Origin of the sequence: Variovorax atrisoli, from assembly GCF_014195185.1 — a bacterium.
GTDB lineage: Bacteria > Pseudomonadota > Gammaproteobacteria > Burkholderiales > Burkholderiaceae_C > Variovorax > Variovorax atrisoli.
In genome coordinates, this window is the sequence record NZ_JACIBG010000001.1 from 1,252,073 (window position 1) to 1,276,736 (window position 24,664).

22 protein-coding genes and 1 tRNA gene are annotated in these 24,664 nt (G+C 66.4%); 13 read left to right on the forward strand and 10 right to left on the reverse strand.

Going from position 1 to position 24,664, the window contains the following annotated elements; translation table 11 throughout:
- Positions 1-11: 11 nt before the first annotated feature.
- Entirely contained in the window at positions 12-2,636 is a 2,625-nt protein-coding gene (gene alaS / locus FHY06_RS05935) for an alanine--tRNA ligase (protein ID WP_184603823.1), read from the reverse strand.
- 264 nt (positions 2,637-2,900) lie between these two features.
- On the opposite strand from alaS, the gene FHY06_RS05940 reads away from it, so the two are divergent.
- Entirely contained in the window at positions 2,901-3,725 is an 825-nt protein-coding gene (locus FHY06_RS05940; RefSeq protein ID WP_019652111.1) for a ferritin-like domain-containing protein, read from the forward strand.
- A gap of 185 nt (positions 3,726-3,910) precedes the next feature.
- Entirely contained in the window at positions 3,911-4,225 is a 315-nt protein-coding gene (locus FHY06_RS05945) for a hypothetical protein (RefSeq protein WP_019652110.1), read from the forward strand.
- Between the two features lie 492 nt (positions 4,226-4,717).
- Here FHY06_RS05945 and FHY06_RS05950 read toward each other — a convergent pair whose 3' ends face one another.
- The 3 genes from FHY06_RS05950 to FHY06_RS05960 all read right to left on the reverse strand — a co-directional run bounded on the left by FHY06_RS05950 (position 4,718) and on the right by FHY06_RS05960 (position 7,025).
- Positions 4,718-5,017, reverse strand: a complete 300-nt coding sequence (locus FHY06_RS05950; RefSeq protein WP_019652109.1) for a hypothetical protein — start codon at positions 5,015-5,017, stop codon at positions 4,718-4,720.
- 281 nt (positions 5,018-5,298) lie between these two features.
- Positions 5,299-5,736 (reverse strand): hypothetical protein, encoded by a 438-nt coding sequence (locus FHY06_RS05955; protein WP_184603825.1) that lies wholly within the window; start codon positions 5,734-5,736, stop codon positions 5,299-5,301.
- 362 nt (positions 5,737-6,098) lie between these two features.
- Entirely contained in the window at positions 6,099-7,025 is a 927-nt protein-coding gene (locus FHY06_RS05960) for an SDR family oxidoreductase (RefSeq protein ID WP_184603828.1), read from the reverse strand.
- Between the two features lie 310 nt (positions 7,026-7,335).
- Here FHY06_RS05960 and FHY06_RS35135 point away from each other — a divergent pair, with 310 nt between their 5' ends.
- The 6 genes from FHY06_RS35135 (at position 7,336) to FHY06_RS05990 (ending at position 10,706) form a co-directional block, all read left to right on the forward strand.
- On the forward strand, positions 7,336-7,572 hold the full coding sequence (locus FHY06_RS35135) for a helix-turn-helix domain-containing protein (protein ID WP_409327441.1): 237 nt from the start codon (positions 7,336-7,338) through the stop codon (positions 7,570-7,572).
- Between the two features lie 13 nt (positions 7,573-7,585).
- Positions 7,586-7,756, forward strand: a complete 171-nt coding sequence (locus FHY06_RS05970; protein ID WP_184603833.1) for a hypothetical protein — start codon at positions 7,586-7,588, stop codon at positions 7,754-7,756.
- Positions 7,757-7,827: 71 nt separating this feature from the next.
- Complete coding sequence (locus FHY06_RS05975; protein WP_126182139.1) at positions 7,828-8,310, forward strand: hypothetical protein; 483 nt, start codon at positions 7,828-7,830, stop codon at positions 8,308-8,310.
- 542 nt (positions 8,311-8,852) lie between these two features.
- Positions 8,853-9,326 carry a hypothetical protein gene (locus tag FHY06_RS05980; protein WP_221404099.1) on the forward strand — a complete coding sequence of 158 codons (474 nt, stop codon included), beginning with the start codon at positions 8,853-8,855 and terminating at the stop codon, positions 9,324-9,326.
- Between the two features lie 577 nt (positions 9,327-9,903).
- A tRNA-Gly gene (locus tag FHY06_RS05985) sits at positions 9,904-9,977 on the forward strand.
- A 123-nt stretch (positions 9,978-10,100) separates the two neighbouring features.
- Complete coding sequence (locus tag FHY06_RS05990; RefSeq protein ID WP_184603837.1) at positions 10,101-10,706, forward strand: hypothetical protein; 606 nt, start codon at positions 10,101-10,103, stop codon at positions 10,704-10,706.
- Here the strand turns inward: FHY06_RS05990 and FHY06_RS05995 are convergent.
- Entirely contained in the window at positions 10,692-11,483 is a 792-nt protein-coding gene (locus FHY06_RS05995) for a Crp/Fnr family transcriptional regulator (protein WP_184603839.1), read from the reverse strand. The genes FHY06_RS05990 and FHY06_RS05995 overlap by 15 nt on opposite strands.
- 73 nt (positions 11,484-11,556) lie before the next feature.
- On the opposite strand from FHY06_RS05995, the gene FHY06_RS06000 reads away from it, so the two are divergent.
- Positions 11,557-13,806 (forward strand): DUF6351 family protein, encoded by a 2,250-nt coding sequence (locus FHY06_RS06000; protein WP_184603841.1) that lies wholly within the window; start codon positions 11,557-11,559, stop codon positions 13,804-13,806.
- Between the two features lie 16 nt (positions 13,807-13,822).
- Here FHY06_RS06000 and FHY06_RS06005 read toward each other — a convergent pair whose 3' ends face one another.
- Positions 13,823-14,722, reverse strand: a complete 900-nt coding sequence (locus FHY06_RS06005) for a LysR family transcriptional regulator (protein ID WP_184603844.1) — start codon at positions 14,720-14,722, stop codon at positions 13,823-13,825.
- A gap of 107 nt (positions 14,723-14,829) precedes the next feature.
- On the opposite strand from FHY06_RS06005, the gene FHY06_RS06010 reads away from it, so the two are divergent.
- The 4 genes from FHY06_RS06010 (at position 14,830) to FHY06_RS06025 (ending at position 18,048) form a co-directional block, all read left to right on the forward strand.
- Entirely contained in the window at positions 14,830-16,110 is a 1,281-nt protein-coding gene (locus tag FHY06_RS06010; RefSeq protein WP_184603846.1) for an SGNH/GDSL hydrolase family protein, read from the forward strand.
- A gap of 102 nt (positions 16,111-16,212) precedes the next feature.
- Positions 16,213-16,437: a hypothetical protein gene (locus FHY06_RS06015; protein WP_184603849.1), complete on the forward strand. Its 225-nt coding sequence runs from the start codon at positions 16,213-16,215 to the stop codon at positions 16,435-16,437.
- A gap of 21 nt (positions 16,438-16,458) precedes the next feature.
- Entirely contained in the window at positions 16,459-16,980 is a 522-nt protein-coding gene (locus FHY06_RS06020; protein ID WP_184603851.1) for a 2'-5' RNA ligase family protein, read from the forward strand.
- Between the two features lie 36 nt (positions 16,981-17,016).
- Positions 17,017-18,048 carry a phosphotransferase enzyme family protein gene (locus tag FHY06_RS06025; RefSeq protein WP_184603853.1) on the forward strand — a complete coding sequence of 344 codons (1,032 nt, stop codon included), beginning with the start codon at positions 17,017-17,019 and terminating at the stop codon, positions 18,046-18,048.
- Between the two features lie 36 nt (positions 18,049-18,084).
- Here the strand turns inward: FHY06_RS06025 and FHY06_RS06030 are convergent, their stop codons facing one another.
- The 4 genes from FHY06_RS06030 to imuA all read right to left on the reverse strand — a co-directional run bounded on the left by FHY06_RS06030 (position 18,085) and on the right by imuA (position 24,586).
- The gene (locus tag FHY06_RS06030; protein ID WP_019652093.1) at positions 18,085-19,011 is read right to left on the reverse strand and encodes a hypothetical protein; all 927 of its coding nucleotides are present in this window, start codon (positions 19,009-19,011) and stop codon (positions 18,085-18,087) included.
- Positions 19,012-19,088: 77 nt separating this feature from the next.
- Positions 19,089-22,445 carry an error-prone DNA polymerase gene (locus FHY06_RS06035; protein ID WP_184603855.1) on the reverse strand — a complete coding sequence of 1,119 codons (3,357 nt, stop codon included), beginning with the start codon at positions 22,443-22,445 and terminating at the stop codon, positions 19,089-19,091.
- The gene (locus tag FHY06_RS06040) at positions 22,438-23,811 is read right to left on the reverse strand and encodes a Y-family DNA polymerase (RefSeq protein WP_184603857.1); all 1,374 of its coding nucleotides are present in this window, start codon (positions 23,809-23,811) and stop codon (positions 22,438-22,440) included. The genes FHY06_RS06035 and FHY06_RS06040 overlap by 8 nt, the downstream gene beginning before the upstream one ends.
- A complete protein-coding gene (gene imuA, locus FHY06_RS06045; protein WP_126182169.1) occupies positions 23,780-24,586 on the reverse strand; it encodes a translesion DNA synthesis-associated protein ImuA in 807 nt (268 codons plus the stop codon). The genes FHY06_RS06040 and imuA overlap by 32 nt, the downstream gene beginning before the upstream one ends.
- Positions 24,587-24,664 lie beyond the last annotated feature (78 nt).

Sequence of the window (24,664 nt, forward strand, 5' to 3'; positions counted from 1 at the left end):
GCTGCCGGCCGTCAGGCGCGCTCGGATACCCAGGCCTGCACCGACTGCAGCGCGGCCGGAAGGCCCGCCGCGTTGGTGCCGCCGGCCATGGCCATGTCGGCCTTGCCGCCGCCCTTGCCGCCGACCTGCTGGGCCACGAAGTTGACCAGCTCGCCGGCCTTGACCTTGCCCGTGCTGTCGGCGGTGACGCCGGCTGCGATCTGCACCTTTTCGCCGTCGACGGCGGCCAGCACGATGGCGGCGGTCTTGAGCTTGTCCTTGAGCTTGTCCATGGTCTCGCGCAGCGTCTTGGCGTCGGCGCCGTCGAGCTTGGCGGCCAGCACCTTGATGCCCTTGACGTCCACGGCCTGCGACACGAGCTCGTCGCCCTGCGACGACGCGAGCTTGCCCTTGAGCGCACCCACTTCGCGCTCGAGCGCCCTCACCTGCTCCAGCACCTGCGAGAGCCGGCCCTGCAGTTCGGCGGCCGGCGACTTGAGCGTGGCAGCCACGCTCTGCACGGTCGATTCGAGGTCCTGCAGGTAAGAGAGCGCATTCGCGCCGGTGACGGCCTCGATGCGGCGCACGCCGGCGGCCACGCCGCCTTCGCTGACGATCTTGAAGAGACCGATGTCGCCCGTGCGGCCCACGTGAGTACCGCCGCACAGCTCACGGCTGGTGCCGATGTCGAGCACGCGCACGGTCTCGCCGTACTTCTCGCCGAACAGCATCATCGCGCCGGTCTTCTGGGCCGACTCCATGTCCATCACGCGGGCGTGCGTCTCGGTGTTGGCGAGGATCTCGGCGTTCACGCGCTTCTCGATCTCGAGGATCTGCTCGTGCGTGACGGGCGCGTTGTGCGCGAAGTCGAAGCGCGTCTTGTCCGCGTCGACCAGCGAGCCCTTCTGCTGCACGTGGCCGCCGAGCACTTCGCGCAGGGCCTTGTGCATCAGGTGGGTGACCGAGTGGTTGCGCATGGTGGCGGCGCGGCGGGCGGTGTCGACCGCGGCCTTGACCGTGTCGCCGACCTTCAGCGTGCCCTGGGTCTGGGTGCCATGGTGGCCGAACACGTCGGCCTTGATCTTCTGCGTGTCTTCCACGCCGAACTGCACGCCTTCGGCCACGAGCACGCCCTGGTCGCCGACCTGGCCGCCGCTTTCCGAGTAGAAGGGCGTGGTGTCGAGCACGACGATGCCGCTCTGGCCTTCCTTGAGCTCGTCGACGGCAGAGCCCTCGAAGTACAGCGCGACGACCTTGGCGCTTTCTTCCAGGCGCTCGTAGCCGGTGAAGGTGTTGCCCGCGCCGGCGTAATCGACGTTGCGGTCCATCTTGAACTTGCCGGCGGCACGGCCCGCGGCCTTCTGCTTTTCCATGGCGGCATTGAAGCCGGCTTCGTCGACGCTCACGCCGCGCTCGCGGCACACGTCGGCCGAGAGGTCGAGCGGGAAGCCGTAGGTGTCGTGCAGCTTGAAGGCGACGTCGCCGGGCAGCGTCTTGGCACCGCCGGCCAGCGCCGCGTCGAGGATTTCCATGCCGTTGGCCAGGGTCTCGAAGAAGCGTTCTTCTTCGGCCTTCAGCGTGTCGGTGATGCGCTTCTCGTCGGCCACCAGCTTCGGATAGGCCTCGCCCATGAGCCTGACGAGCTCGGGCACCAGCTTGTGGAAGAAGGGCTTCTTCTGGCCCAGCTTGTAGCCGTGGCGGATCGCGCGGCGGATGATGCGGCGCTGAACGTAGCCGCGGCCTTCGTTCGACGGGATCACGCCGTCGGCCACCAGGAACGAGGTGGCGCGGATGTGGTCGGCGATCACCTTGAGCGAGTTGTTCGACAGGTCCTGCGTGCCGGTCGCCTTCGCGGCGGCCTTGATCAGTGCCTCGAAGATGTCGATCTCGTAGTTGCTGTGCACGTGCTGCAGGATCGCGGCCAGGCGCTCCAGGCCCATGCCGGTGTCGACGCAGGGCGCAGGCAGCTTGACCACGCTGCCGTCGGGCTGCATGTCGAACTGCATGAACACGTGGTTCCAGATCTCGATGAAGCGGTCGCCGTCTTCCTCGGGGCTGCCCGGCGGGCCGCCGGGGATGTGCGGGCCGTGGTCGTAGAAGATCTCGGAACACGGGCCGCAGGGGCCGGTGTCGGCCATCATCCAGAAGTTGTCGGACTTGTACTTGCCGCCCTTGTTGTCGCCGATGCGGATCACGCGCTCGGGCGGCAGGCCGATTTCCTTGGTCCAGATGTCGTAGGCCTCGTCGTCCTCGTGGTAGACGGTGGCCAGGAGCTTGTCGGCCGGCAGCTTGTAGACCTGCGTGAGCAGCTCCCAGCCCCACTTGAGCGATTCGCGCTTGAAGTAATCGCCGAAGCTCCAGTTGCCCAGCATCTCGAAGAAGGTGTGGTGGCGGGCGGTGTAGCCCACGTTCTCGAGGTCGTTGTGCTTGCCGCCGGCGCGCAGGCAGGCCTGGACGGAGGCTGCGCGCTTGTAGGGGCGCTTGTCGGTGCCGAGGAACACGTCCTTGAACTGCACCATGCCCGAATTGGTGAACATCAGCGTCGGGTCGTTGCCCGGCACGAGCGGGCTCGACGGGACCGCCGTGTGGCCCTTGGAAGCGAAGAAATCGATAAAGGTCTTGCGGATGTCCGCGACCGTGAATGTGGGCTGGCTCATCTTTGGATTCGTCTTCTGCCGTCGAGGGCGGCGCGGCGATGGCGACCCTCATGTCGAACCCACTGCGGCGAACCGGCCTAACTGCTTGATTTGCTTGAACAAACGATTATAGGTTTGGCCATGCCGCCCACGCCGGGCAAGGGCTCCCGGACGACACCACGATGCGCGCTCCAAGGCTAATATGTGTCCTGGCGCAAAAAACGAGAACCAACGACGGTCTGCGCCATCCGTACTTGTACGGACAAAAAAGATCAAGGAGTTCGCATGGCAAGCCAAGATGCCGAGAGGCACTGGACGATCGAAGACCTGGATTTCTCGCGCATCGCGCTCGACAAGGTACGCCCGGACGAGAACCTCTTCTACCTGGTGACCTCCGCCTCTTTCATCGAGAGCGGCTCCGACCTGTACACGCACAACCTGGTCGACTTCTTCAAGGGCGACCAGGAGGTCACCGACTGGCTCTCCCAGCACTGGGAACTCGAGGAACTGCAGCACGGCAAGGCCCTTCGCGCCTACGTGCGCCACGTGTGGCCGGAATTCGACTGGGACACCGCCTACCGCAACTTCCTGGAGGAGTACGCGACCTACTGCAAGGTCGAGCTGCTCGCCCCCACCCGGGGCCTCGAGATGACCGCCCGCTGCGTGGTCGAGACCGGCACCGCCACCTACTACCGGGCCATGGCCCGCAGCACCGACGAGCCGGTCCTGCAGGATCTTGCGACCCGCATCGCCACCGACGAAGTCAACCACTACAAGCACTTCTACCGCTACTACCGGCGCTACCGAGAAGAAGAGAAGCTGGGCCGCCTGCGCGTGCTGGGCACCATCGGCCGGCGCACGCTCGAACTCAAGAGCGAGGACGCCGACTGCGCGATCCGCCATGTGGTCAGGACGCGTTCGCCGGAGCGCGCCGACGACATCGCCTACGTGCAGCGGCTGAGCGCCGACATGAACGGCACCATCCGCACCCACCTGAGTCCGGGCACCACGCTCAAGATGCTGATGCGGCCGCTGGAACTGCCGGCGAAGGTGCAGACCGTGATCCAGTATCCGATCAGGCAGTTCATGGAGCACGTGTTCCTGCGCTGACTGCCGCGCGGGGGGTCGCGCATGGCGACAAACCGGAACGCCGATTCCATTTCGCTCAACAGGCGCTTGGCTAATATTTCCGGCCCCCTTCTATCCAGACAGAGGCAAGGCCTGAGACCTTCGGACAAGCGCGGTCGCATGCGCTCCCGGCAAGTCCGCTCGCGGCCTTGTTGCATGCGCGTCCGATGTTCGATCACACAGCCAACCGCGAGCAGCTCTACACCGTCCGTCTGGAGGGCGCCAACCTCACCATTCGCGACCTGATGGAGGTGCGCTTCACGTTCCTGCGGTTGCTCGAAGAGCGCATCGGGCCCTCTTCGCGCCTCCTGAAATGCCACCGGGCATGGCAGAACCTGCTCGAATTCGGCATCGATTCGATGAGCGAAACCCAGATCACCCATGCCCGCATCTGGCGCGAGGCCTGGGAGCATGCGAGCGAGGTCGCGACCCCGCTGCTGAGCCAGCCGCAGACGACCACCTTCCGCTTCGAACTTTTCTGAAAGGAGAAGGGAAAACGAAGGCGCCGCGCAAAAAAAACCCAGCGCGAAGGCTGGGCTGAACCTCTTGAGTGCTGTCACGCACAGAGAACTCGCACTTCAAGCGAGCCCACAAAATCTAGGGCTTCATGTGCCGCAGCCTTGTCGGACGGGACCGACACTTCGGAGCGACTAGTCCGGCTGATGGGAATTCGAGGGCTGCGCAACCCCGCCAAACTGCCAACTAGTTCACAGTCTGAGGAGTGTCCTACGGCGACTGCCTGCTCCCGGCTGACACGGCCTGTCAAGGCCGGCAACGACGATACCGATGCTGTCACGCAACAGGGCCGCATAAAAGAAGAGCTCTCTGTCAGTACTTAGAGCATGCCCCCGAGGGGCACTCGCAACCCGCTCCGGCGGGTATTTTTTTGCCCGTGCGGGCATGCGTGACAGGCGCACGCAACCAACGCCCCGACCATGCCGGGTGCCTGGCGTGCCTGCGCCGGCCCGCAGTGCTCAGATCGCCGAGCTCAGGCCGGGCTTCCGGCTCCCGTCCAGCGAATACAGCTGGGGCCGCTCGTCCGGGGAGCCACCAGCTTCAGCCGAAGGCCCTGCCCCATGCGCCGCGCCCTGAGGCTGGCGATAGAGCTCGTTCTCAAGACGCCGGACGCGTTCGGCGTACATCCTGGCAAGCGCGCTGTGGTGCTCCGCCGCAGCCTGGTGCTCGATGCGCGCCATCTGTGCCTCTTCCAGGAGGGCTGCCGCGCGCCGCAGGTACGCGGTGTGATTCGGTCGAAACAGGAAATCGAACGTCATTTCACGCTCCTTTCCGCAGGGATGCGGTAAAGGGCATGTTCCTCCCCGAGGGCAGCGCAGTCTGTCGGCGCCCGCCTACCCTGCACCTACCTTTTCCAGCATCCGATCCCGCCCAGATCGCCTAGCACAAGCCGATGACGGGTTTTCCCGTTCCGATGGGGACAATGCTGTGGAAAACTGTGTGTGCATCGCTCGGAAGCGTTGCTGGGCGTGGCCTGCAACACGGTGCCCACCAAAGAGGCAGCGTTCGAAAAATATTTCGAGGGCGAGCGCAGAAGCGCTTATCCGAGCTCAGAGCGCTTGCAGTCGAAGACCTTGCCGGGCTCGATCGTCCGCAACGTCGGCACCTTGCCGACGAACACGACACCCGCACTCGCCAGCCGCCATTCGCCGGCCTTGTGCAGCCTGAAGAGATGCGTGACTTCGGCGCCGTCAGCGGCAATCGCGTTGAACACGTAGGCAGGCTCCCCGCCCGGGGCCTCCTCGATGCCGAGCAGGTCCGCCCTGATCTTGCCCATGGTGTCCGCTTCCTTCGTCCTGTGACGCACCACGTCCATGTTGACCGTGCGCGAGTGGTCGTCGATGGCGATCCGGCGGATCCAGGAGGCCGGGCCTGCGCCGGCAGGAGCAGGAGTGCATGTGATGCTGCCAGCGAAGGCCGAGCCCGTGGAGAGGACGAAGAAGGCTTGAAGGGCGATTTTTGCGGACTTGGGGTTCATGCTCGGTGGGCGTTTGGGGTCGAATGGCCTGCGCGGCAGCGCGAGCCTCGAACGACATGCATCTGTACTCCAGGTTGTCGTCGACGGCAGGCTTTCGATCGGCGGCTTGTCAGATGCGGGTGCAGTTCGATGGTAAGAGCACACCCGCCGGTGAGAACACCGCAGTTTCACTGAAAACCTACGCCAACAATCAGGCCTCGGCTGGCTCTTCTTCCGCCGCGGGCGCTGCGTCGTCAATTGCCGGACCTGTATCGATCACGCTCACGGACGGCCGCATCAAGCCTGCGCTTCTGGCTTTCAGCATTGCAGCCTACCTGAACCTGCTTGTGCGCCGAGGGCACAGTCATCACCGCGGCAATTGGCTATTGGGGCTCGCCGTCGCAAAGAAAGTCCCGCTGGTGCAGACGTATCCATGTCTGCACGTCGGTGGGTTTGAATTCTTCCAAGCCACTTTGAGGCGTGTAAGGCCGGGACAGGATCGAGTCCGCCTCTTCAGGGTGGGTCTCGAAATATCGAAACTTCGAGCCAATGCGCTTCCCCATTCCCGCGCCCATGGTGGCATCTACCTCACGTTCGAACACGTCAATGGCCTGTGCGCGGTAGGCGACGGGTCGGCCAAGACCTGCGGAGATACAGGCCGCAAGCTCATCGCCATCAAGACTCTGCGGCCCCGCGATGCGGTAGTCGCCCGTGGCGCTGCACTCCAACAACTCAACCGCTGCACGGGCGCAGTCATCGACAGATGTCCAGGCAATGCGCTGAGAGGCTGCGATCGGCAGTGAGAAAACTCCGTCTTCGACGATCTCCCGGCGTGCCGACGGTTTGAGCAGGTTGTCCAGGTACATCGTGGGCCGGACCGTGACGCAGGCCAGACCGGCTCGCCGCACGGCATCTTCGACGCGGGCGTTGCCGACGAAACTCGGTTCGGCGCACTGAGTGGGCCGACTCGCACTGGCCAGCTTGAGCACGATCGAACGCACGCCAGCATCGACCAGCGCGGTGGCGGCACGGGCCGCCCGGGCGGCCATCGTGTCGGCAGGGCCGGTAGGCACCTGCAGCACGGCATGGCCCACTCCGGCACTGGCGGCGCGCAGGGCCTCTGCATCGTCGAGGTCGGCTTCGACCCATTCGACTGGGCCCGATGGCAACGCGTTGGCTCCGGCGCGGTCACGCACCAGGGCTCGCACTCGGAACCCCCGAGCCAGCGCGGCGCGCACCACGGCACGGCCCTGTACGCTGGCGGCCAGGTGAATGAGAACGATGGGTTTGGAGGGATGCTGGATGGTCATGGAATGGCTCCGTCAACAAGGACCTGAACGAGCCACTCACCATCGATGGCGCTGGACAGGCCCGCAAAGCGCACGGCGGCGCGGGACTGTCGGGGGTCACGCACTGCGTGCGCGGCCAGAGCTTTCCTTTGAAGAGAAGGAAAGGGCTTGGGCCTACCCAGACCAAGCCTGCCATTTCGACGTGTGGAGTGTAGCCGCGGCCCGTCGGGTGACGGTCCGGAGACCTTGGAGGCCGGCCTGAACATGATCACGCTCGCAGCAGGCCGCGATGCTCGCGATGCCACGCAGACTCAGCGAAGCGGTAGCGACGATGTCCATCGGCAGTCGCATCGGAGAGCAGAGATGCGAGATTGGCTGGAGCCAGGTTCGGCTGGCAGACGAGGCTGGTGTAAAGCAGAGCGCCATCGGCAACATCGAGTCCGGCCTGAGGCAACGCCCGCGGGAACTCGTGTCCATCGCCAGGGCGCTGCGTGTCTCGCCGGAATGGCTGGAGACTGGCAAGGGGCCCGAAGACCGAGCGGTCGCCGCTCAAGCTCGTCGGAGCTGATGCCGAGCCGTCAGTGCGAGCGCTGGTGGAGTACCTGGCCCAGATCGCCGCTCAGCAGCGGCCGACTCTTCGAAAGAATTTGGCCAATCTGCTGGTGGATCTGGTCGAGCATCCGGAGGGCACGGCGCTCATCGAGCAGACCATTGCGGACATTGAGCGGTTCTTCCCACCTCAACCGAAATAGCAGGGGTTCTCGCCCACGAGTGGTCCGTAACCAAAGGTTAGGATATGGGCTCGAACCAAAGGAGTGAGGGAATGAAAAGACTCGGCATCGCCTTGTTGGCAGCCGCGTGCTCGATGGCGCACGCCGTGGGCTGGAACTATGAAGCTTCCACCGACAAGATGACGGGAAAGAAGTCGGCGGAGGCTCAAACGGTATCTGACAACAGCCTCAATTTCGACTTCCCGTACAAGGGAACAAACAGAGGCTACATAACTGTTCGTCAGCACCCACAATACGGTCTCGATGTCCTGATCTCAATTGACAAGGGCCAGATGCTTTGCAGCAGCTACGACTGCAAGGTCACCGTCAAGTTCGACGACGCTCCTCCGGTCAGATTTAGCGGAAACGGTCCGTCCGACCACAGCAGCCAGACCATCTTTCTCCAGGGAGCTGCGAAGTTCATTGCCTCGGCCAAAAAGGCGCAGAAGATACTGGTGCAGTTCAATGCCTACCAGAACGGCTCTCCTGTGCTTGAGTTCAGCACCCCGCAACCGCTGGACTGGCCGAGAAAGTAGCGGACACTGATCGCGGCACCAATCCGGGGGCCGGCCGCCAGCGATCTCGACACGACATTCAGCCAAGTCAAGCTGTCCAACAACGAACGACGCGGCTTCTCCGCCAACGCGACAAGCAACTATGCGACGGGCCTCGAACCCTGGAGCATGGGAGGCGCGACCACTCCCATTTCCACACTCAGTGGCGACAGCGGCGATGGCTTCTCCGACTTCCAATCACCGCAGCCGAACACTACCCCCTGTACCGCTGCTACGACGCCAGCAGGACACACCACTTCGCCTCCAACCAAGCCGACTGCGAAGGCCAAGGCACGATGGAGTGGTTGCTGGGTTACGCCCTGCAGTATTGAGCCCCGACGGTGTGAGGAACGGCCCGCGTCCTGCGGGCTTTCTGCTTCCCGGGGCCGCCATCGAACCGGCATGTTTTTGGGTGAGGGATTCATGCAGCGCGAACCGGTCGAGCAACCCGGGTGGCATCGTCCCGCCAGAAGACACAGGCAACGAGCCGCCGCCCCAATCAGCAATCAGACGAGCACTTGAATATGGCGCACGCAGAAGAACTTCTCGCCGAAAACCTCGACCCGGTCCTCGGCAATCTTTCCTGGGAGACTTCCGAATGGGTGGGCGACATTCAGGTCGGTACGCACCACGTCCGCCTGCTCATCGACCTCGACGAGGAAGATCATTCCCGGGAGCGTCAGATCGAATCAATCGCCTACGCCAAGGCGCTGCTGCCCAAGGTGTTGAAGAACGAAGCACAACTCAGACGACAGGCTGCGGATGAGATAGCAGAAGCAGCCGGATCGGAGGCGAGTGAAGAAGATCGTCGCCGCTATGCAAGTGAGGTGGACTCCGCCGCAGCGGCGATGGAGCCGCAGGTACTTTGCATCAGCTTTCCCGACGGCGGATATCTTGAGTGCCGCGATGCGACTCAGGCTTTCTACGGTGCCTCGACGGTGGTGATCCGGTTCGATGATGAAGGCAACTACGAGGAGGCTGAGGTCGATTTCGAATGAGCGCGTTCAGCCGTTGGGTAGGTGGTAGAAATGGAACCCGGAGATTTAGGAAGTCAGAGAGCCGCTGAAGGTCAGCCGTCAAATCGAGCGGCCTGATCTCATTGGCCCGAAGCGTCCTCATGTGGAAGCGATCTATTGGCGCGCTGGCAATGTCGGGACCGGAGGGACCAAGTTCCGAGTAGCCATACACCCAGTCTTCCAGTCGCAGTTCCACAGTAAAGGACCGGAAATACGGGCCGCCAGCAAATGCATCATTGACGTCCCGAGCGACGATCAGATACAGCCCGATCCAGGGCTGCTTCATCCGTCCCGTTCCCGGCTGCTTGTAGCGGTAGGTCCATGCCATCCCTCGAGGCGGACGGGACGAGGCGCAGCCCCTCGCAACCCTCCACGACGAGATGCTCGCCAGGCTTGAGCTGCTTGGCAGCACGAACGTCGAACAACATGCCCCTATACTCCCGGCTGTCGTCGTGACCGGATGACGTTGGGAACACGGTCGAAGTCTAAAAGGCTTCTTTCCTCTGTAGAATCAGGCACTTAGGTCTATAACTCGTTCGAAATCAACGGGTTATGAAATGCGGGTGTAGTTCAATGGTAGAACGGCAGCTTCCCAAGCTTCATACGAGGGTTCGATTCCCTTCACCCGCTCCAGTCCATGCTCCCTGAGCATTGCCCACGCAAGGTGGCAACCGCACACGAAGCCTCACGCTAGTACGCCTTCGTCCAGCCTCCCGATCACGTAGCATCCGGCTTCACCTTCTTCGGAGCCAGTTCATGAGGCTGCTGTTCGCTCTGTTCCTCTCCGCGCTCCTGTGCGCATGTGCCAGCGCTCCGGGTACGACGCCTTCAGCCACGGATGCCGCAACCGAGTCGGCGCCGGCCCAGCCGACCGGGGTGCAGTGGCGCTACATCAACTCCAAGTCGTACGAAGCGCTGAACGCCGGACTGGGCAACAGCCATCGATTCGAGAGCAGCCTGGGCTGGATCGACGTCTATGTCTACGACATGAACCGCAGCTGGCAGCCGGGCGTCGGCGATCCGCAGTTCGACGATCACTTCCGAAGCACCATCGCCGAGGTGCAGCGCGCCGCAGCGCAGGGCGTGTATGCAAGCGCGCGGATCGGCCCGACGAGGGACGTCCGCATCGAAGGGCTGACTTTTCGCAGTGTCTCGTTCCGCCTCGTGCATGCGCGCGACGGCAAGGCCTACGACTCGTTCACCTACCTCGCGGTGCGCAACGGCAAGCTGCTGAAGTACCGCATGTCCTTCAACACACCGCCGCCGGCGAACGTCGAGGCGATTGCGCGGGAGTTCATCGAGCGCAACGTGCGCACGGGCCCGGAGACGCCTGTCGGCACGCGCCAGCTACGCAGCACCTGAGCCATGGCGCCCGCCCTCTTCGGCGAGCGCACAGTTGCACGTGGCCCTGTAGCCGCGCAGGCCTGCGGGGTCCAGCACGGTCAGCCCGCGCTTTTCGAGCCGGATGAGCCCCAGCGCCTGGAATCGCTGCAGCGCGACGTTCACGCGCTGCCTCGACACGTTCGCGAGCAGTCCGATCTCGATCTGCCCCACTTCGAGGAACCGAGGCGCATGGGGATAGAGCTCAGGATTGAACAGGCTCGCCAGGCAGTTCGCGACGCGCGCGTCGGTGTCGAGCAGGCGTTCGTGCTCCAGCGCTCCGATGAAGAGGCTGAGCCGTGCGTTGAGCAGGTCCTGCAAGTAGTGGTTGAAGGGCACGCTGGTGCCACGCAGCCATTCGAAGGTCCGGCGCGGCATGAGTGCCACGCGGGCGGGCCGCAGCGCGAACACGTCGTAGCGGCGGGCCTCGTGCTTGAAGAGCGAGCCTTCGCCGAACCACACGCCAGCCGAAACGCCGGTCAGCGTGGACACCCGCCCGTCTTCCGAGGCCACCGACATCTTGGCGAAGCCGTCGATCAGCGCCATCCAGTGCTCGACCAGTTCCCCCGCACGCGCGATGCAGCCGCCGCGCGCGAACTGCCGCTCCTGCATGCTGCCGAGCACATGTTCCAGATCGGCGTGCGAAAGAGCCGACGCCCACCTGGAGCGCCGCACCATCTCCTCCATCGCCTGCAGGGCGGCAGGCTCGCCGACGGGATCGTGGGGATCAGGGATTACCTGTAGCAATTCGCGCGTCATCTGTCGTCGCAACGACCGCGGCCCGGAACGTCCATTCGTATTCTTTCAAGGACATACAACACAGGAGACGTTCATGTTCGCTACACCCCGCCGCCCGCGCAAGCGGGTTTTTCCGTGGCCTCGCCCCTCCCGTGCCGTTGCGGCCGGGCTCGTCGCGATGGCCGGCGCACTGCTGGTCGCCGCATGCGGGGGAGGCTCCGACAGCGGCCCCGGTTTCTCGTTCATTCCCGGTGCCAGCCCGCCGCCTTCGACGCCGACGCCAGCGGCCTTCCAGGTGAAGACGCTCTCGTCGGCGCCCGACATGATCAGCGGTGGCGACACGCTGCTCGAGATCACGGCACCCGTGGGCGTCGCGCTCGACAAGGTGCGCGTGAGCCTCAACGGCAAGGACGTGAGCGCGCAGGTGCCGGTGGCAGACAGCACGGCCCGCGTGCTGCGCGGCCTCGTCACCGGGCTCACGACCGATGCGTCTAGCAGCACCGGCAGCACCAATTCACTGGTGGTGAGCAATGCCGACAACAGTGCGCAGCGCACCGAGGTCAAGCTGGTCAACTACCCGATCACAGGCCCGATCCTTTCGGGCCCGCACATCTCGCCCTATGAATGCCGCACGGTGCAGAACGGCCTGGGCGCGCCGCTCGATGCCGACTGTTCGGCTGCGACGCAGGTGGTCTGGTACTACCGCAGCACCTCCAATGCTTTCAAACCGCTTTCGGACCCGACGGGCACGCGCCCTGCCGACCTCGCGACCACGACCACCAACGATGGCAACACCGTGCCCTACATCGTGCGCGTGGAGTCCGGCACCATCAACCGCGGCGTGTACCGGCTCGCGGTGCTCGACAACCCCGCGAAGAACGCTCCTGCAACCTGGAAGCCGGGCCCCGGATGGAACAGGAAGCTGGTCGTGTACTTCGACTGCTGTGGCTCCGCCCAGTACAACCAGGGCGTGCACCCCATCGAATCGATCCTCGGAGACGCGGGCCACATCCAGCTCTCGCGCGGCTTCGCCTTCATGAACTCGACCGAGCTCTGGAACAACCAGCACGCCAACCCACACCTGCAGGGCGAGACGCTGATGATGCTGAAGGAGCACGTGATCGAGGAGTTCGGCGCCGTGCCCAAGTGGACCGTCGGCTTCGGCGGCTCGGGTGGCGCCATCCAGCAATACCTGATCGCGCAGCTCTACCCGGGCCTGCTCGACGGCATCCAGCCGATCGTTTCGTTCCCCGAGACGCTGATGCCCGAGGTGATGGAGTGCCGGCTGCTCAACAACGTCTACAAGCTCGACACGGCCACCTGGACCACGGCCAAGCAGAACGCGGTGAACGGCTTCAACACCAACACCTGCTTGGCCTGGGACCTCTCGTTCGCGAGCATCATCAAGTCCGACAACGCACCGGGCTGCGGCTTCCTGGAGCCGGCCAATGCGTCGAACGTGTTCAACCGCGCGACCAACCCCAACGGCATCCGCTGCGACCTGTTCCAGACCAACGTGAACCTGCTGGGCAAGCGCGCAGGCACGCAGGAGGCCCGGCGCCCCATCGACAACACCGGCGTCCAGTACGGCCTGGCGGCGCTCAACAGCGGCGCGATCTCGGTGAAGGAGTTCCTCGACCTCAACGAGAAGGTCGGCGGCTACGACGGCGACGGCAACACGCAGGCCGCGCGCTCCGAGGCCGACCTCGACGCGCTGAAGGCCACCTACTCGGGCGGCTTCAAGAACAGCTTCAAGGGGCCGGGTCTGGCGAACATCCCGATCGTCACGCAGCGCGGCAACGCCGATTCGGTGGGCGACATCCACGACACGATGCAGGACCTGATCATCCGCGCAAGGCTGCAGCGTGCCAACGGCCGCAGCGACAACCAGATCATCTGGACGCTGGGCTCGAAGTCAGGAGTCGACTACATGTCGGCCTCGCTCGACCTCATCAACAAGTGGCTGGACAACATGGCCGCCGACACGTCCGCGCCATCGATCGACAAGGTGGTGCGCAACAAGCCCGCGGGCGCCAATGACGCCTGCTGGGACGCTGCCGGCAAGCGCATCGACGAGGCTGCCTCGAGCGATCCGGCCGCCGCCTGCAACAAGGTCTACCCGCGCTTCAGCACGCCGCGCATGGTGGCCGGCTCGCCGCTGGTGAACGACGTTCTCAAGTGCCAGCTGAAGCCGGTCAATGCGGCGGACTACTCGGTGACCATCGCGGGCGCCGATCTGGCACGGCTGCAGACCATCTTCCCGAACGGCGTTTGCGACTGGAGCAAGCCGAGCGTCGGCCAGGAGGCGCTGCGCGGCACCTACCTGCGCTTGCCGCTGAACTGATCGGAATTCGGCAAGCTCAGGCTGCCGACGCCCCCGGCAGCTTCGCCACCCTTTCGGCGAGAAAGTCCACCAGCACCCGCACCCGCTGTGGCTGGTGGCGCCGCGCCGCATACAGCAGGTGCATCTCCTGCGCAGGACCGGTATGGCGGCCGAGCACGCGCACCAGCCGGCCCTGCGCGAGCAGGTCGGCCACCATCCAGGTCGGCTGCAGCGAGATGCCGGCGCCGCCCAGCACGGCATCGAGCATCGCCACCGCGTTGTTCACCCGGTAGCGGCTGTGCACCGGCACCGCGACCGGGCCTTCGGGGCCGTCGAGCAGCACGCCGTCATCGCCCGGGGCATAGCGCAGGTAGTCGTGCGACAGCAGGTCCTGCGGTTTTCGCGGCTTGCCGCGAGCCGCGACGTACTCGGGCGAAGCGACCAGCACGCGCGGCCATGAGCCCAGCCGGCGCGCGACCAGGTCGGGCGGCAAGGTGCCGCCGACGCGCAGAGAGACGTCGATGCGGCCTTCCAGCGGATCGATGAAGCGGTCGTCGAGCACCAGCTCCAGTTCGATGTCGGGGTACAGGCCCAGGAACTCCAGCGCCATCGCGTTGAGGTGCCGCTGCCCCAGGGTCACCGGCGCACTCACGCGAAGCAGGCCGCGCGGCTGCTGGACGCCTTGGCGCGCGTCGGCCACCGCGTCGCCGTAGTCCTCGAGCACGCGCCGGGAACGCTCATGGAAGCGCTGGCCCTCCTCGGTCAGGCTCAGGCCCGCAGCAGTGCGGCGCAGCAGGCGCACGCCCAGCGAGCGCTCCAGCCCCGCGACCAGCTTGCTGACGGTCGGCTGCGTGGTGCCGAGCGCGCGGGCCGCGCCCGAAAGGCTACCCAGTTCGACGCTGTGCACGAAGGCTTCAAGAGCGCGCAGGGTGTCCATGATGTATTCGGATATGGAATGGCGTGGATGCCATTCTGCCTTCTACCCATCTGGATGAGCATGAATGAAAGTGGTGGCCTCGCTTCAACTTTCATCCGGAAAACTCCATGTCCACATCCGCTCTCGCCTCGGCCCTGCGCCATGGCGCCTTCGCACTCGCATTGATCGGCTCGGCCGCAGCACCGGCCGCCGAACCCGCTGCCGCCACCTACTGGAGTCCCAGCTGGATGGCCAGCACCCAGCCCGTCTGGGGCGGCGATTTCGTGCTGCCCACCGGCCTGCCCTTCCAGTTCAACGGCCAGACCGTGCGGCAGGTCGCGCGACTGAGCATCGGCGGATCGCGGCTGCGTGTCGTGATCAGCAACGAAGGCGGCACTGCGCCGCTGTACATCGGCGCCGCGCACGTAGCGCGCCACGGCGAGGGCTCGGCCATCGTCGAGGGCACGGACCGGCCGCTGCGTTTCGGCGGGCACGCCGACGTGACCGTGCCGCCCGGTGCGCGCCTCGTGAGCGACCCGGTGGACATCGCCCTGCCCGCGCTCGCCGAGCTTGCCGTGTCGCTCTACCTGCCGCGGCCCAGCCAGCCCTCGGGCTTCCACTTCGACGCGCGCCAGACGGCCTACGTCGCCGACGGCGACCTGACCGGCGCGGCACGGCTGCCCGCGACCGCCACGCAATGGAGCACCCGCGTCTACTTCAGCGGACTGGTCGTCGAGACGCCTCGGCCGCCGGCCACCGTCGTCGCACTCGGCGACTCGATCACCGATGGCAACGGCTCCACGCCCGGCGCCAATACCCGCTGGCCCGACGCCCTGGCCGAGCGGCTGGCAGCGCGGAACGTTGGGATGCTCAACGCCGGCATCTCCGGCGGCCGCCTGCTGAAGGACGGCATGGGCCGCTCGGCCCTGAAGCGTGCGGGCCGGGACGTGTTCGCGCAGCCGGGCGTGCGCGCCATGATCGTCCTGCTGGGCACCAACGACATCGGCTGGCCTGGCGGCCCCTTTGCGCCCGACGAGCCCGCCATGCGCGCCGAGACCGTCATCCAGGGCCTGAGGCAGTTCGCGGAGATGGCCCGCGCCCACAACGTCCGCATCATGGCCGGCACCATCCCGCCGAACGAACGGGCGCTGGAAGGCACGCCGCTCGAAGGCCACCATTCGCCCGCCAAGGACAAGGTGCGCCAGGCCGTGAACCGCTGGATCCGCGAAGGCGGCGCCTTCGATGCCGTGGTCGACTTCGACGCCCTGCTGCGAGACCCGGCCAACCCCTCGCGGCTCAAGGCGTCGATGGACTCCGGCGACCACCTGCATCCGGGCGATGCCGGTTACAGGGCGATGGCGGCGGCAGTCGACCTCGAGGCACTTCTGGGTCCGCTGGCGCAGCCTTGAAGACCTTTTTCTCAAGGGTTTGCGGGCGCCCGAAATACTGTACATACATACAGTATTTCTCTAGAATTCCTCGTCTCCAAGAACAACATCGAGGCGACGCCCATGACCACCGCCAGTCCGCCTGCGCCCACCGCGCAGGTTCTTTTCTTCTCCAGGCTGCACCGGTTGCAGCCATCCCGCACCCGCACAGGCCGGATCTCGACCTGGCCCTTCAAGGTGGCCCGCGACAAGGACCACGACGACGGGGCCCCTCGGGACGATATCCGCGTCCACGCTGCGCGCGTCATCCGGACCACGGCAGAAAGCTGGTGGCCGCCGGAATCCTGAACCCACCCCAAGGAGCACACCATGACCGAGCGCAATCGACTTCTCGTCGGACTCTTCCCCACCACGCAGGTGCAGGCTGAAATCGAAGCGCACCGCAAGGACTGGTTGTGGCCGAAGGGCTGTTCCTTTCCACCAGTGGAGCGCATGCACCTGACGCTGCAGTACCTCGATGATCAGCAAGGCCACGCCGAACAGTGCCTGCGCACGGCGCTCGCCGCAGTGTCGATGCAGCCGCTGCAGCTCACGCTCGACAGCTCCTGCACATGGGCCAACGATGTCTCGGTGGTCCAGCCTTCGGAGCACGAAGGCCTGCGGCGCCTTCAGCACGACATCAGCCGCGCATTGGTGCAAGCCGGCTTCGCTTTGCGGGTCGGCGAACGGGGCTGGACGCCGCACATCACGATCGCACGAAATTCCGGACAGGCGGCAGCCCCCCGCTCGCTGAAACCCATCCGCTGGACGGCCACCGAGTTCCGCCTGGTCCGGTCGCACTTCACCTACCCCTTCCGGCACGAACCATTGGGCGCCTACCCGCTGCACTGAGGCGCGCCCATCATCCGACGGCGCTACAGTCCCCGGATGCTCACACCTCCCGACCTGCCGCAAGAAGCCATCACCCAACTTCTTGCCGGTGCCTACGGACTGCACGACATCCGCGCCGAATTCCTGCCGCTGGGTGCCGAAGCGAACTCCGCGGCCTTCCGCATCGACGCGAGCGACGGCGCCGCCTACTTCCTCAAGCTGCACCGCAACGGTCTCGACCAGAGCGTGGTCGCGGTGCCGGCCTTCCTGCATCACGAGAAAGGCATCGAAGCGGTGATGGCACCGCTGCCCGCAACAGGCCGCGAGCTGAGCGTGCGAGGCGACGGCTTCGACTGGGTGCTCTACCCCTATTTCGATGGCCGCAACGGCTTCGAACGCGCGCTGAGTGACGGCCAGTGGGTCAAGCTCGGCGCGGCACTGGGCGCCATCCATCGCACCGAGCTGCCCGAATCACTCTCGGCCGCGCTTCCCCGCGAACGCTACGACCATCGCTGGCGCGAAGGCGTGCGCCGCTACCAGCGCCGGTTCATCAACGACGTGAAGGGCGACGACATCGCCAGGCGTTTCCTCGCCTTCTGGGAAGAGCACGCGGAAGAGATCGACAACATCGTCTACCGCAGCGAGCAGCTCGCCTCCATCCTCCTCGAGCGCCGGCCGGAGCTGGTGCCCTGCCACGCCGACCTCCACGCGGGCAACGTGCTCGTCGGCGATATCGACGGAGAAGGCGACCGCCTGGCCATCGTCGGCTGGAACGCGCTCATCCTCGCGCCGAAGGAGCGCGACCTGATGTTCATCGGCGGTGGTGTCGGCCACGCATGGAACCAGCAGCGGGAAGAGGCGCTGTTCCAAGAAGGCTACGGTGCGAAGAAGGAAGACATCGACGCGGTGGCCCTCGCCTACTACCGCCACGAGCGCATCGTGAAAAGCCTGCTGGAGTCCTGCGACCGGATGTTCGACGGCACCTCCAGCGCGGAAGACCGCGAAGAGGGCCTTCGCCAGATGCAGACCCAGTTCCTGCCCGACGACGTGGTCGCCATCGCGCACCGGAGCTACGACGCCATCACCTGACGGTGCCGCGCCGGCGCACCGCAAGTGCAGCGCCGGTCAGACCAGCATGTCCTGCGCGTCGTCCTCGAAGCCCGGGATCGGCTGGGCCTTGGCCAGCGCCAGCCACACCGCGAACGGAATGCGCTCGAAGGCGCGATGCACCGCGGCGCGCGCCACCACCAGGCGTTCTCCCTCCAGCACCATCACGCCGCATTCGGCGGGTATCTCCTCGGGCTTCGCGATGCAGCGGCCCTTAGCGTCGTTGCCCAGCACGTACCAGCACTCGCCACCCAGGTCGAGGTACGCCGCGCGCTTGTCGGGCTTGCGCAGGTCGCCCAGCAGGTCGGCGCGGCTCACCTTCACCTCGTGCACGATGGGATGGGCATAGGCCTCCACGCTGGTGTTGCGGATCGAGAACACGTCAGGCCGGGCCATGCACCAGCGCGGCTTTCCGCCCTCTTCCAGAGGCGGAAGGCGGGCCCGAAGGCCCAGGCCGCGCCATGCGATGCGGCCGCCGCGCGTCATCTCGCGCGCCACGCGCTCCACCAGCGCCTCGTGCGGCGACAGCGCGGCGCGGTTGATGGTGAGGGTGGTCGCGATGCGTGCGATGCCGGCGTCGGTCACGCGCAGCGTCTCGTGGCCATGCGCCGTGCGAACGCGCTCCAGATAGCCGCCCGCGAGCAGCTCGACCTCGATGGTGTCGCAGCACGGCCAGCCGGCCGAGCGGTAGATCTCGCGCAGGCGACGCGCATGCAGCTTGCCGAAGGGCACACCCGCCTCTGCGTGCTGCATCGGCGGCGGCTCCGTGACCGGACGCGGAAAGCCCGGGTCGGTCACGGGCGGCTCTGCAGGGGGCGGATCGCCCTCCGGCGGCGGCATCGGAGGCTGGTGCGGCGGAGGCACGGGAATGGGCACGTCGGGCGCGGGAGGCGGTGGCCCGATGGGGCCTGCGACGGCGAGTGCGAGAACGGCGGATTCGGACATGGAGGAAACAGGTTAGCGAAAAGTCCCGGAAGGCGCGAGGCGCAAAACGATCGGTTGCATTCGGGGCTTTCGCGGGGTCAATGGAAGTCCCGGCTGGTGTTGGTCTGCGCGAGCCGGCCCATGAGCGGCGTCAGGTCCTTGAAGCCGGTGGCGATCAGGTGCTGCACCTTGCCGCCGCTGTCGTCGTCGCGCTGCCAGGTGCCCTGCACCGCGAGCAGGTGCGACTTGAGCAGCGGCTCGCGCCAGGCCTCGATGACATGGCTCCAGACGATCACGTTGACATTGCCGGTCTCGTCCTCCAGCGTGACGAAGATGGTGCCGTTGGCCGTCTGCGGGCGCTGCCGTCCCTTGACGATGCCGCAGGCGCGCGCGGTCTGTCCGCTGGAGAGCGAACGCAGTTCGGCGGCGCTCATCAGCTTCATGCGCGCAAGTCTCGGGCGCAGCAGCGCGAGCGGATGGCGGCGCAGCGTGAGCCGCAGCGCCGCGTAGTCGCCCACGATCTCCTCGCCCTCGGACGCGGCCGGCAGCAGCAGCGCCTGCTCGTTGATCGGCACACCCCGCAGCAGGGCCGGTGCTCGTCGCTGCGCGGTGGCGTCCCACACCTGCTGGCGCCGATGGCCCGAAAGCGACATCAGCGCATCGGCCGCGGCCAGCGCCGCCATGTCCTTGCCTTCGAGTTCGGCGCGCAGGGCGAGGTCTTCGGTGCTCGTGAAGGGTGCCTGCGCGCGGGCTGCGAGAAGACGCTTCGCCCCGCCTTCGCTGAGGCTCGCGATGCGGTTCAGGCCCAGCCGCACCGCGGGCTGGTTCTCGTTGCCCAGGCGTTCGGCATAGCGCTCGTCGGTGCCGGGCGGCATGCGTGGGGCATGGGGGTCGCGGGCTTCGAGGGTGGTGTCGAAATCGCTGCGCGTGACGTCGACCGGGCGCACCTCCACGCCATGGCGGCGGGCATCCTGCACCAGCTGCGAGGGGCTGTAGAAGCCCATCGGCTGCGAATCGAGCAGTGCCGCCAGGAAGCAGGCCGGCTCGTAGTTCTTGAGCCAGCTGCTCACCGTCACCAGCAGCGCGAAGCTGGCGGCATGGCTCTCGGGAAAGCCGTAGTCGCCGAAACCCATGACCTGCTTGAAGATGGCTTCGGCGAATGCCCTGGGGTATTCGTTGTCGACCATGCCTTTCACGAGCTTGTCGTGGAACTTGTCGAGGCCGCCCTTGCGCTTCCAGGCGGCCATGGCGCGGCGCAGCTGGTCGGCCTCGTCGGCGGTGAACTTGGCCGCGATCATCGCGATCTGCATCACCTGCTCCTGGAAGATCGGGATGCCCAGCGTGCGCTCCAGCGCGGGACGCAGCTCGTCCTTCTCGTAGCGTATCTCCAGCCCCTTCCTCTTGCGCTCGCGTTGCTTGAGATAGGGATGCACCATGCCGCCCTGTATGGGCCCCGGCCGCACGATGGCGACCTCGATCACCAGGTCTTCGTAGCTGCGCGGCTTCAGGCGCGGCAGCATCGACATCTGCGCACGGCTCTCGATCTGGAACACGCCGATGGTGTCGGCGTCGCAGATCATGTCGAACACCTTCGGGTCGTCGCCGGGTATCTGGTGCATCTGCAACGTCGAGCCGCGCCAGCGGTTCATGTGCTGCAGCCCGCGGCGGATCGCGCTGAGCATGCCGAGCGCGAGCACGTCGACCTTGAGCATGCCCATGGCTTCGAGGTCGTCCTTCTCCCACTGGATGACGGAGCGGTCCTTCATCGACGCCTTCTCGACCGGCACCAGCCGCGTGAGCCTGGTGTGCGTGAGCACGAAGCCGCCCACGTGCTGGCTCAGGTGGCGCGGAAAGCCCTTGAGCCGCCGCGTCATCTCGATCCAGTGTTCCAGCTTGAGCTCGTCTTCCCGCACGCCCGCACGCTCCGACGCCCGCTGCAGCTGCTCGCCCAGCACGGTGTCGTCGAACCAGTAGTGGTCTTTCGCGAACTCGTCGATCAGCCGCTCGTCGATGCCGATGGCCTTGCCCACGTCGCGCAGTGCGCTGCGGGAGCGGTAGCAGATGACGACGGCGGCGATGGCGGCACGCTCGCGGCCGTATTTTTCGTAGATGTACTGGATGACCTCCTCGCGCCGCTGGTGCTCGAAGTCGACGTCGATGTCGGGAGGCTCGTGGCGTTCACGGCTCAGGAAGCGCTCGAACAGCATGTGGCCCTTGGTCGGATCGATCGCCGTGATGCCAAGGCAAAAGCAGACCGTAGAGTTGGCCGACGACCCACGCCCCTGGCAAAGGATCCTCTGCGATGTGGCGAAACTGACGATGTTCTCGACCGTGAGGAAGAACATCTCATACTTGAGGTCGATGATGATCTCGAGTTCTTTCTGGACCTGCGTTCGCACCTTGTCGGGAATGCCGTCGGGATATCGCTTACGAGCGCCCTCCCACGTCTTGCGCACCAGCGTCTGCGCCGGGGTTTCGTGGTTGCCCACGGTCTCCAGCGGGTACTCGTAGTTCTTCCGGATCACCTCCGGATCGAACCTGCACCGCTCCATCACCACCAGCGTGTTCTCCAGCATCCGCGACAGATAGAGCTCGGCCAGCCGCATGCGCGGGCGCAGGTGCCGCTCGGCGTTCGACTGCAGGGCAAAGCCGCACTCGGCCACCGTCCTGCCTTCGCGAACCGCCGTCAGTATGTCGTGCAGCGGCTTGCACGAGCGCGCATGCATGTGCACGTCGCCGGCAGCCACCAGCGGCACGCCCGCGTCCTCGCCCGCCTGCATCAGCGAGACGAGCCAGAGGTCGTCGTCGAGTTCGTTGAACAGTTCAACCGCCAGCCAGAGGTTCCCGCCGTACAGCGCCTTGGCGGCCAGCAGGTCTTCGTGCAGCGTGGCGGTGTCCATCGCGCCGCCGGGGTTGCGGTCGGGCACGAAAAGAACCTGGCAATGCTGCAGCGAGGCCACGTCGCTTTCTTCCCAGCTCACGCGGTACTCGCCCTTGGGCAGCTCGGTGTTGCGCGCGGCGGTGATGAACTCGCAGAGGTTGCCCCAGCCCTCGGTGTCGTCCGCGATCACCACGAGCCTGAAGCGCTCGAAGCGGAACTCGCTGCCGAACAGCAGGCGGAAGGTCGGGTTGCGCGGGATCTTCGGCTCGTCGGGGTTCTCGCGCTCGTATTCGTCGAGCTTGTGCTCCATGCCGCGCAGGCAGACATGCGCCCGCACGATGCCGGCCACTGAGCACTCGTCGGTGATGGCCAGCGCCTTGTAGCCGAGCTGGTAGGCCCGGTCCACGATGTCCTCGGGCGTCGAAGCGCCACGCTGAAAGCTGAAGTTGGTCAGGCAGTGCAACTCCGCGTAGTCGGGCAACTCGAGCGAAGGCGCCTTGCGCAACGGCACCGGCAGCGCATGCACCTTGGCGGGCTGCCGCCTGCTCTCCTGCTTGTCGCTCAGCTCAGGCATAGAAGCCCTGCAGGTACCAGCGGACCTCGCCGGAAGAAAAGCGCGCGGCGGGCCGCTCGCGGAAGATCCACACCAGCCCCGCCTCGGGGCTTTCCGCGACGTAGTAGTCGCGCATCGCGGGCTGGCCGCCCTCTTCCTTGTCGCCCCACCAGCCGGTTTCGACACGCTGCGGGCCGATCAGCCGGCTCAGCGGGCCGCGATAGCACGGGCGCTCGCCGTCCATCTCGAGCAGCAGCGGCTCGGACAGCAGCCATGGCGGGTAGACGGCATCGGGCTGCGAAGCTGCCGCGGCAGCCTCCTTCCGGCTCTTGTCGCCGGCCGGCTTCTCCTTTTCCTTCTCCTTCTGCAATGCAGGCCGCCATGCCTGCTTGCGCTCGGGCCGGTGGTCGGCCCGCGCCGACGGCACCACCACCTGCTGCGGCCCGAGCCGCACGCTGAGCCGCTCGACCATCTCGTGCAGCCTGTCGCCCTTGCGGTTGTCCTCCGGCAGGAAGCTGGTGCTGGCGCCGGCCCAAGGATCGGTCTCGAGCGTGCGCAGCCTGATCCAGCTCGCAGGCGCGGCCAGCGTGGCGAGGGCCAGCTTTTCGGACAGCAGCCGGCGCAGGTGCGCCATGTCCTGCGTGGGTTCTGCCGTGCGCACGGTGAGCTGCTCGTGTGGAGGCAGGTTCACGCCGTTGAGGCGCCGCAGGTCGAGCGTCCATTGCAACTCCAGCGCACGCGCGCCGCGCTGGCGGGCACGCAGCCAGAACTGCAGCGAGGTCAGCAGCCGATTGGCCGACCACATGAGCTCGGGCGCGGTCTCGGCCAGCGCCGGCAGCTCCAGCTTCTGCTCGAACACGTCGGGCAGCGTGAGCCACGAATGGCTTTCGGGGCGCAGGCCCCAGGCGATGTCGAGCGCCTCGCGAAGACCGGTGCCGAAGCGCCGCGTGAGGCCGCCGCGCGGCAGCGCAGCCACATCGCCCCAGCTGCGGCAACCCAGGCGCGCGAGCAGGTCGAGGTGCTCATGGGCGGCGGTCAAGGTGTCCAGCGGCAGGCCGGCGGGTATCTCCTTCGGCCGTTTCTCGTCCCGGGCGAACAGGCGCAGCCGCGCCAGCGCGATCAGGCTGGTGGGGCCCTGTGCGCCCAGCATGCGCGCGTCGGGCACGGGGTTGTCGGCCAGCAGCAGGCGCATCAGCGTCATGCGCCCGCCCCAGAGGCGCTCGCAGGCGGAGACTTCGAGCATCAGGGCTTCGTCGAGCCAGGCGACGTGGGGCGTGTACTTCAGGGCCCACCAGCCCAGGGACTCGGGCGTAGGCATCGCCGCCAGGGCTTCGGGCGTGTCGGTCGTACCGGCTTCAGGCAACCACCGCAAGGCGATCCAGTGCATCCGGGCCTCCTTTCCACGCGTCGATGCGCACCACCGTGGCCGAGGCTGCCGGCTCGCCCGCAGGGGCCACACCCTGCTGCTGCAGGCGCAGCTTGCGCCGCAGCCGGGCGGCGGCCAACAGCGCGGTCATGCGCTCGTTGCGCGCCGGCAGCATCACCGGCGCGGCCAGCGGCGGGCCTCGGCGCTTGAGGATGTGCAGTTCGATCTGCGACACGTCGGCTTCGCTGCGGTCGGCCTGGATGCGCAGCCGCGCGGGCGATGCCGACAGCGCCACCGACTCGGGCCGGCACACGAAGAGCAGTACCTCGTGCTGCGCGGCCGCCAGCTGCAGCCGACGCAGCTCGCCCACGCGCGCCTGCGGCAGCCAGGCCACGACGGCGGACACGTCGGCGCAGCGCAGCGCCTGTTCGCAGGCCCACAGCCGCGCGGCCGGGGCCTCGCTGCGCACCCACATCAGCGCCTCCACCGGCAGCCCCTGCGCCGCGAGCGAGGCGCCGCAGGGCTCGTAGGGCGCGCCGATCAGCACCACCGGCCCGCCCCGGGTGGCCACCGCCTGTGCCAGCGCCGGCAGCAGCAGCCGCCAGACATGGGCCTCCGGCGCGGGCAGCAGCAGTTCCGTCATCGCACCGACCGGCCAGCCGCCGCCCGGCAGCTCGGCGTCGAGCGCCGCATGGCCGGTGGCGACGACCTGAGCGTCGGCCAGGCCGAGTTCATCGGCATGCCAGACGCCACGGCCCGCGGCAGCGGAAAAGGAATCGAGGAAAGGAAGGCCCATGGTGATGACTGTTAACTGTATTTTCATACAGTATTTCGCAGCCTACAACAGGAACGCCGCTTTCCCTGTTTTTCTTCT